This window comes from Natrinema soli, assembly GCF_028618695.1.
On record NZ_JAQIVI010000246.1, the window covers coordinates 1 to 6,712 of the forward strand.

A 6,712-nucleotide genomic window follows, 5' to 3' on the forward strand; every position below is an offset into this window, starting at 1 on the left:
GCCGGCAACTGTCATCATCGGCGGGATACGATAAGACTGAATCCGCTTCGCGAGGGGTGGAATCGCATCCGGATCGATCTCCCCGTCGGACTCGTGGTGGCTGCTACTCGAATCGTCTCCGCCGTCGTTTACGAGCGCATTTCGGATGACGAACAGCCCGACCGCACCCAACAGGACGACGTACGTGACGCCGATGGCACCGCTGGCGAGTCCCAATTCCTCGAGATAGTACACTATCCGACTCCCCACCTCGATACCGCTCGTCGTCCCGACGATCATCAGTCCGCCGAGCTTGTAGTCGACCTGGCCGAGGTCGCGGTGTTTCAGCGTCGCGATCATGGCCGTCCCGAAGACGAAGGCCATGCCACTCCCGACGGCGACTCTGGCGGGATACCCCATCACGAGTAACGCCGGTGTGACGAGGAACGAACCGCCCATGCCGAAGAAGCCGAATAGGACGCCGACCATGAAGCCGAAGCTTACGAACAGTGCGAGCGTCATCAGGGCGATTCCGAATAGCTCCATCTATGCGCGTGTGATTTTCTCGACGATCGGCGCTGCGACTCGCTCGAGCGCGCCGTACCCGACGTAGAGGACGAACGCCTCGAGGAGGACGGCGCCAACGAGGGCGCCTGACTGTACTGCTGACGAATACGCTGCGAGGTCGATCATCGATACCGACCTCCGTCGCCCGATTGTGTGCGGAGCATAGGTTTCTACTCGGTATCGTCTATCCGGAGGACGGATATAACACTTTTGGGAATTCTGCACAATATTACTGCAGTCTATCTCACGGCTATCCAACGAGAATATTCCAGTAAGTTATACGGAGCCGAGGAACGAACCGACGGAGACTCCTTCCGCTGGCGCGCGGTCGGAACGCGGTGTCAGCGGATTCGTGGCGAGACGGAGTCGGCGTCGCAATACCTACGGATCGGTTACGACTGATAATTCGGGGTAGGTATTGGTTTGCACAAACAATATTATGCGTCCGAAGCCTACGACCGGTATGATAGCGATCTGTGCGACCGATCTCTCGGCCGCCAGCGAGGCGACGATCGAGAGCGAGACCTGTCTCGAGTGTCTCGGCCGAATCGGCGTCGAGGAGATCCACCTCGTGACCGTGATCCCGTCGAACGTCCACGCGGGGATGCCCGGTATCGACTTCGCAGCGCGACGCGAGCGAGCGCTCGATCGCTATCGCAGCGTCATCGAAGACGCGGGCTTCGACGTCGAAGCACACGTCGTTCGCGGGACGCCCCATCGACGCATCAACGGGATCGCAGAGGCGGTCGGCGCTAGCCTTACAGTCATCGGCTCGCGCGGAAAGAGTCCGCTTGAGAACCGCGTTATCGGATCGACTGCACGCAATCTCGCGCGGACGACGATCGTCCCACTGCTGGTCAACCGGATCGAACGCGGGGCGGACGAGCCAGCCGTCGTCCGCGAACATCTGTTTCGGCGGATACTGTTTGCGACGGACTTCTCGGAGAACGCCGAGCGGGCGTTCGAGGCGTTCTCGTACCTCCGTCACGCGACGCAGGAGGCGACGCTAGTCCACGTTGAAACGCCGAAGGATCCGGCGCTTCCAGAGGGCGCCGACCCCGAAGCGCGACTGGTGAAGTTGGCGACCAAACTCGAGGACTGGGAGATCGAGACGCGAACGGCGGTCCGTCAAGGTGATCCGGCGGACGAGATTCTCGCTGCGGAAGTCGAGTACGAACCGACGACGATTCTCGTCGGCTCGCGCGGTCACAGCAGGCTCCGCAGACTCTTGCTCGGGAGCGTCTCCGAAGATATCGTCGCACGGGCGGACGGCAACGTTATGCTCGTTCCGCCGGATCGAACGGCGTAACGAGGGCGAACCGTCGGCTCACTCGAGCGGGAACCGGTTCACCGGTCGTGAGAGATGGAGTCGACGCGTTCGTCGGCAAACCAGTGTGCGATCGCGCTCTCCGCGCGATGCAGGACATCGCTACAGGTCGACTTGGTCACGCCGAGCGCCGACGCGACGTCCGTCAGCGTCGCCTCGCGGGGAACGTCGTAGTACCCCGCCTCGAGAGCGGTGCGGAAGACCTCGAGCTGTCGTTCTGTCAACAAGTTCTCTGCGTCGCTCGCGGCGACGGCATGTACGTACTCGAGCTGGTATTCGATGCCACGCTCATCGAACGCGTCGCCGAGTATCGATAACCGGTCCGCACTCGTCGTCAGTTCCCAAGTCACCACGCCGTCTTCGACCGCAAACGGCGTCTCCATTGGAACGCCGGCCTGCTGCATGGGAACGAGCAGTGACGGATTCGATGTCTCGACCTGCAGGAGTGTGGTCTCGTCGTGCTTCCAGAGCAACTCGAGATCCCGGATATCGCTCCGCTCGTCGATCGCGGCGAGTATCGGGACCGGATTCGACGCCGCCAGTTCGATGACACCGATCGCGACGTCCGATCCCGGCAGCACTGAACTGACTCGAAACGTAGTGTCGGGATAGGCCGTCGAAATCTCGTGGATCCAGAGGGATTCGGGGAGTTGGACGGTGAGTTTCGCCCGTGGCATCAGTATTGATGATTGGCAGTCGAACACCGTAGCATACGCTTCGAACATGTTCGAAGCACCCTGCAATATTCGCGACAACGGATACACAGCGGCCAATCAAACGAACGTGTATGGCTAATACGGATCCGTGCGACCCACGTCCAAGCGACTCCGAATACCGATCCACCCGGCGGACGGCTGATGGACCGACGCTCACTCTGACGCCGTTTCACGTTGCTGGCATCGCATTCCTGTTTGTCGGTTTCGCGCTCGCTCTCTATCAGGGCCTTCAAGCGTTCGAACTCGTTCCGCAGGTATCGTGGATCACGTGGACGCACATCCACTTCGTTACGATCGGCGCGTTCACGCAGTTGCTCTTCGGCACGCTGCCACAGCTGACGGCGCGGAAACTCGAGCAACCGGGACCGTCAGCAACGGCTATCAAAGCCGTTTTTCTCGGATTGAACGGCGCCGTACTACTCACCTGGTACGGTCGTGCCTTTGGCGAGCCGCTGTGGTTCGACATCGGTCTTGGGACGATCTGGCTGCTCACGGGCTGGCTGTTCGCCGTCGTTCTCCTGATGGTACGCAGAAGCGACAGCGGGCGAGCGCGCGACCTGACCATTGGCTTTTACCTCCTCTCACCGTTCGTCTACCTGATCGGGCTCACGTTCGCGTTCGGACTGTACAGCCATGGCTGGGACGTCCCCGGCGGCTGGTACGGACTCCGGGAGGCACACGTTCACGCCAACGCGTGGGGGTTTCTGGGCCTCGCGGCGATCGGCACGCTGTACGATCTCTTTCTGCGACTCGTGGACGCGGAGCTATACAGCGACCGCCTGAAACGATACTCGTTCCCGCTGTTTGCACTCGGTATCGTCCCGCTCGTCGTCGGACCGGTGCTCGGCATGGGGAAGACGGTGACCGCGATCGGACTAGTACTGTACGCCGCCGGCTACGTTCTCTATATTTACACGCTCGCTCAAACCTACCGGGCCGGCACGCCGAGCGGGACAGCGCTCTCGGTGCTCGTCGCCCAGCTGTGGATCCTCGGCCCGGCGAGCTTCGCCCCGTTCATCCTGTTCGGTATGCCACTCGGTATCCCCGACCCGTGGATCGAGACCGGCGCATTGCACTTCCTTTTCATCGGCTGGGCACTTCCAATCGCGCTCGCAGGCTCGCTGCTCGTCGCCTGCACTCTCGAGTGGCCCCACGGAACCGCTCGAGGTGACGGCGGCGACAGCCGCGTCGACGGACTCGTCCCCGCGAAGCGTCTCCCGTCGGCCGTCGGACCGAAGTCCGTCCTTGCCTGGAACCTCGCGGTCCTCGCCGTCGGGATCGGTTTCTTCTATCAGGACCAGTCGTGGTCGGCGCTACTGCACGGCTCGGGATTCACTGTCCTCCTCTCACTCTGGGGGTACTATCTGCTGAAGATCGTCGAACAGCGGTGGTCAGTCCGCACGCAGACGTCGTCAACTCGAGTGTGATTTCCGGACTCGACGAGAAAAGCGTTGTATACACCGTCGTCGGGATATCGCGTTCAAAGCCGCTCACAGTCAGCGACCTGCGTTATTCTGAGTTCTCGCCGAGTGACTGTGTTTCATCAACATCGCTCGGCTGTAGTTGGCGAACGAGATTCAGGTGCATGAGATGTAGATGCATCCCGATACCGTACAATATTAGTCCCAATCCGACGAAAATGAGCGGAAGGAGTATCGATTCAATTTCCTGAGAGAAACTCTCAAAATTCGCCGGCAGAACGCCTATGATCGCCAAGAGAAATGCACTCACGATAGGTACTGCACTACCCGATCAAACGGGCGGTGCCAACGCCGTGGTATGGTTCATTACTGGACTCATGGACGATCTGTTCCCGGCCTGCTCAGCCCGAACGATGTGAGAGTCGGCCGGCGATCCGCCACGAGACCAGTGCGAGTCCAAACCGGCCATATGATATTGTAGTTAGTTCACAAAACCATTATTGCTGTGGAAACCGTACCGTCGATCGATGAGCGACTCCGCAAACAACGAACGCCAACGGATCCGTGAACAGAAGAAGCGAAAGCTGCAGGAACGTCTCGAGAACGGCGGGGGCCTCAATGCGGCCGACAGGGAGAGCACGACGTTGTCCTCGTGGACTGTTACGCCGACTGGTGTGGCCCCTGTCAGATGATGGAGCCGACGATCGAGGCCCTCGCCGCGGAGACCGACGCCGCCGTCGCGAAGGTCGACGTCGACGCTTACCAGCAGATCGCCCAGCAACTGGGCGCTCGCGGCGTCCCGACGCTCGTCCTCTACGCCGACGGCCAGCCGGTCGAGCGGATGGTCGGCGTCCAGGACCGCGGAACGCTGGAGGGGCTAATCGAGCAACACGCGTAGTGACGCACCTGCCGAGGCCACGGCAGTCGATAGTGATTATCTGAACAGCGTCCTGGTCCGACCTAAATACGGGGACCAGCGACACGACCACGACACACCGACCTTCAGTCATGACCACCGATTGGCGGCAAGCGATCGAGACGCAACGGGAAGAGAAAGACCGGTACTTCGGCGGCGACCCGCACTCGCCGATTCCGTCGGACAAGCGCGAGTCGTTCGACGGCCTCGAGTATTACCCGATCGACGAGGCATACCGGTTCGAACTGCCGCTGCACGAGTACAACAACCCTGAACCGGTCACCGTTGGGACGAGCACCGACGGCGAGCGGAAGTACCTTCGGTGGGGCGAGTTCCGATTCACCGTCGACGGCGAAGACATCACATTGCAGGCCTACAAGGCGGATCCAGACGACGATCGGCTCTGGGTCCCGTTCCGAGACGCGACCAGCGGCGACGAGACCTATGGCGCCGGTCGGTACCTCGACCTCGAAGGCGACGCCCACCGGGCGGGCGACGGAAACTGGATCCTCGACTTTAACGAGGCGTACAACCCGACGTGCGCGTACTCGGATCGGTACGAGTGTCCGCTCCCGCCGACGGAAAACTGGCTCGAGATCCCGATCGAGGCCGGCGAACAGGCGTACCACTAACGGTGGTTCCGGACTAATTCGGCGCCCTCGACGGAATTTCGCTGTTTTCGAACGTCGTAGGCGCTATCGAACCACCGTGACCGTCGATCGTGAGAATACCACCAGTTATATTATCTACTGAAACTATTACTCACAAGAGTACATGACGACCACTGAAGACCGAATCCGAACGACGCACATCGGGAGCCTTCCCCGCCCGCCGGCACTGCTCAACCTCCTCGAGGCGCGTCAGAACGACGAACCGGTCGACGAGGACGAGTGGAACGAAACCGTCGCGGAGGCCACGCGGGCCGTCGTCGAGCGACAGGCCGAGGTCGGACTCGACGTCGTCAACAACGGCGAGCAGTCACGGGTCTCGTTCAACTGGTACGTTGCCGACCGTCTGAGCGGGATCGACGGGAAGCGTGAACAGGAGCTCTGGGCGGATCTCCAGGAGTTCCCCGAGTACGCCGAGGAGACGTTCGAGACGGACGTCATCGATCTCTCGATGCAGCCCGTCGTCGACGGTCCCATCGAGTACACCGGCCACGGGGAAGCCGAGGACGAACTCGAGGGGTTCCGAGACGCGCTCGAGACCGTCGACGCTGACTTCGAGGGGACCTTCGTGACCTCGGCGTCGCCGAGCATCGTCGCAACCACGCACGTCAACGAGTACTACGACACCTACGAGGAGTTCCTCTTCGCCGTCGCGGACGCGATGCAAGCGGAGTACGAACTGGTCGCCGAGACCGGAATGACCCTCCAGATCGACGCGCCCGAACTCCTCACCATCGGCCAGACGGCGGCCTACGCGGACGAACCGCTCGAGGAGATCAGAGCAGCCACGCGTCTCCACGTCGAGGCGCTCAACGAGGCCCTCGAGAACGTCCCCGCCGAGCAGGTCCGCCTCCACACCTGCTGGGGGAGCTACGAGGGCCCCCACCACCTCGACGCGGACCTCGTTGACCTCCTGCCGGAGATCTACGAGGCCGACATCACCGGACTGAGCGTCGAACAGGCTAACCCCCGCCACCAGCACGAGTACTGCGCGTTCGCCGAGCAGCCGCTTCCCGATGGCTGGACGCTGATGCCCGGCGTCGTCGACGTCAAGACGAACATCATCGACCACCCGGAGACGATCGCGGACCGCCTCGAGCGCGTCGCGGACGCGGTCG

The 6,712-nt window shown here is 61.7% G+C and carries 7 protein-coding genes and 1 pseudogene; 5 read left to right on the forward strand and 3 right to left on the reverse strand.

All coding sequences use genetic code 11. The features are described from left to right. A partial coding sequence (locus tag PGX04_RS15850; RefSeq protein WP_273739396.1) for a TSUP family transporter occupies positions 1-525 on the reverse strand: 525 nt, incomplete at its 3' end. Further along, a complete protein-coding gene (locus PGX04_RS15855) occupies positions 526-672 on the reverse strand; it encodes a DUF7512 family protein (protein WP_273739397.1) in 147 nt (48 codons plus the stop codon). It abuts the gene before it with no gap. A gap of 337 nt (positions 673-1,009) precedes the next feature. Between PGX04_RS15855 and PGX04_RS15860 the strand changes: the two genes are divergently transcribed. Continuing rightward, positions 1,010-1,855 carry a universal stress protein gene (locus PGX04_RS15860; RefSeq protein WP_273739398.1) on the forward strand — a complete coding sequence of 282 codons (846 nt, stop codon included), beginning with the start codon at positions 1,010-1,012 and terminating at the stop codon, positions 1,853-1,855. Positions 1,856-1,893: 38 nt separating this feature from the next. On the opposite strand, the gene PGX04_RS15865 is transcribed toward PGX04_RS15860, so the two are convergent. Continuing rightward, entirely contained in the window at positions 1,894-2,550 is a 657-nt protein-coding gene (locus PGX04_RS15865; protein ID WP_273739399.1) for a helix-turn-helix domain-containing protein, read from the reverse strand. Positions 2,551-2,660: 110 nt separating this feature from the next. Here PGX04_RS15865 and PGX04_RS15870 point away from each other — a divergent pair, with 110 nt between their 5' ends. The 4 genes and pseudogenes from PGX04_RS15870 to PGX04_RS15885 all read left to right on the forward strand — a co-directional run. Beyond that, positions 2,661-4,016, forward strand: coding sequence for a hypothetical protein (locus PGX04_RS15870; RefSeq protein WP_273739400.1), 1,356 nt, complete (start codon positions 2,661-2,663; stop codon positions 4,014-4,016). 521 nt (positions 4,017-4,537) lie between these two features. Beyond that, positions 4,538-4,908 (forward strand): annotated as a pseudogene (locus PGX04_RS15875) (thioredoxin family protein). A 110-nt stretch (positions 4,909-5,018) separates the two neighbouring features. Further along, a complete protein-coding gene (locus PGX04_RS15880; RefSeq protein WP_273739401.1) occupies positions 5,019-5,558 on the forward strand; it encodes a DUF1684 domain-containing protein in 540 nt (179 codons plus the stop codon). Positions 5,559-5,700: 142 nt separating this feature from the next. Continuing rightward, positions 5,701-6,712 (forward strand): methionine synthase (locus tag PGX04_RS15885; protein WP_273739402.1); only part of this gene is annotated, 1,012 nt, incomplete at its 3' end.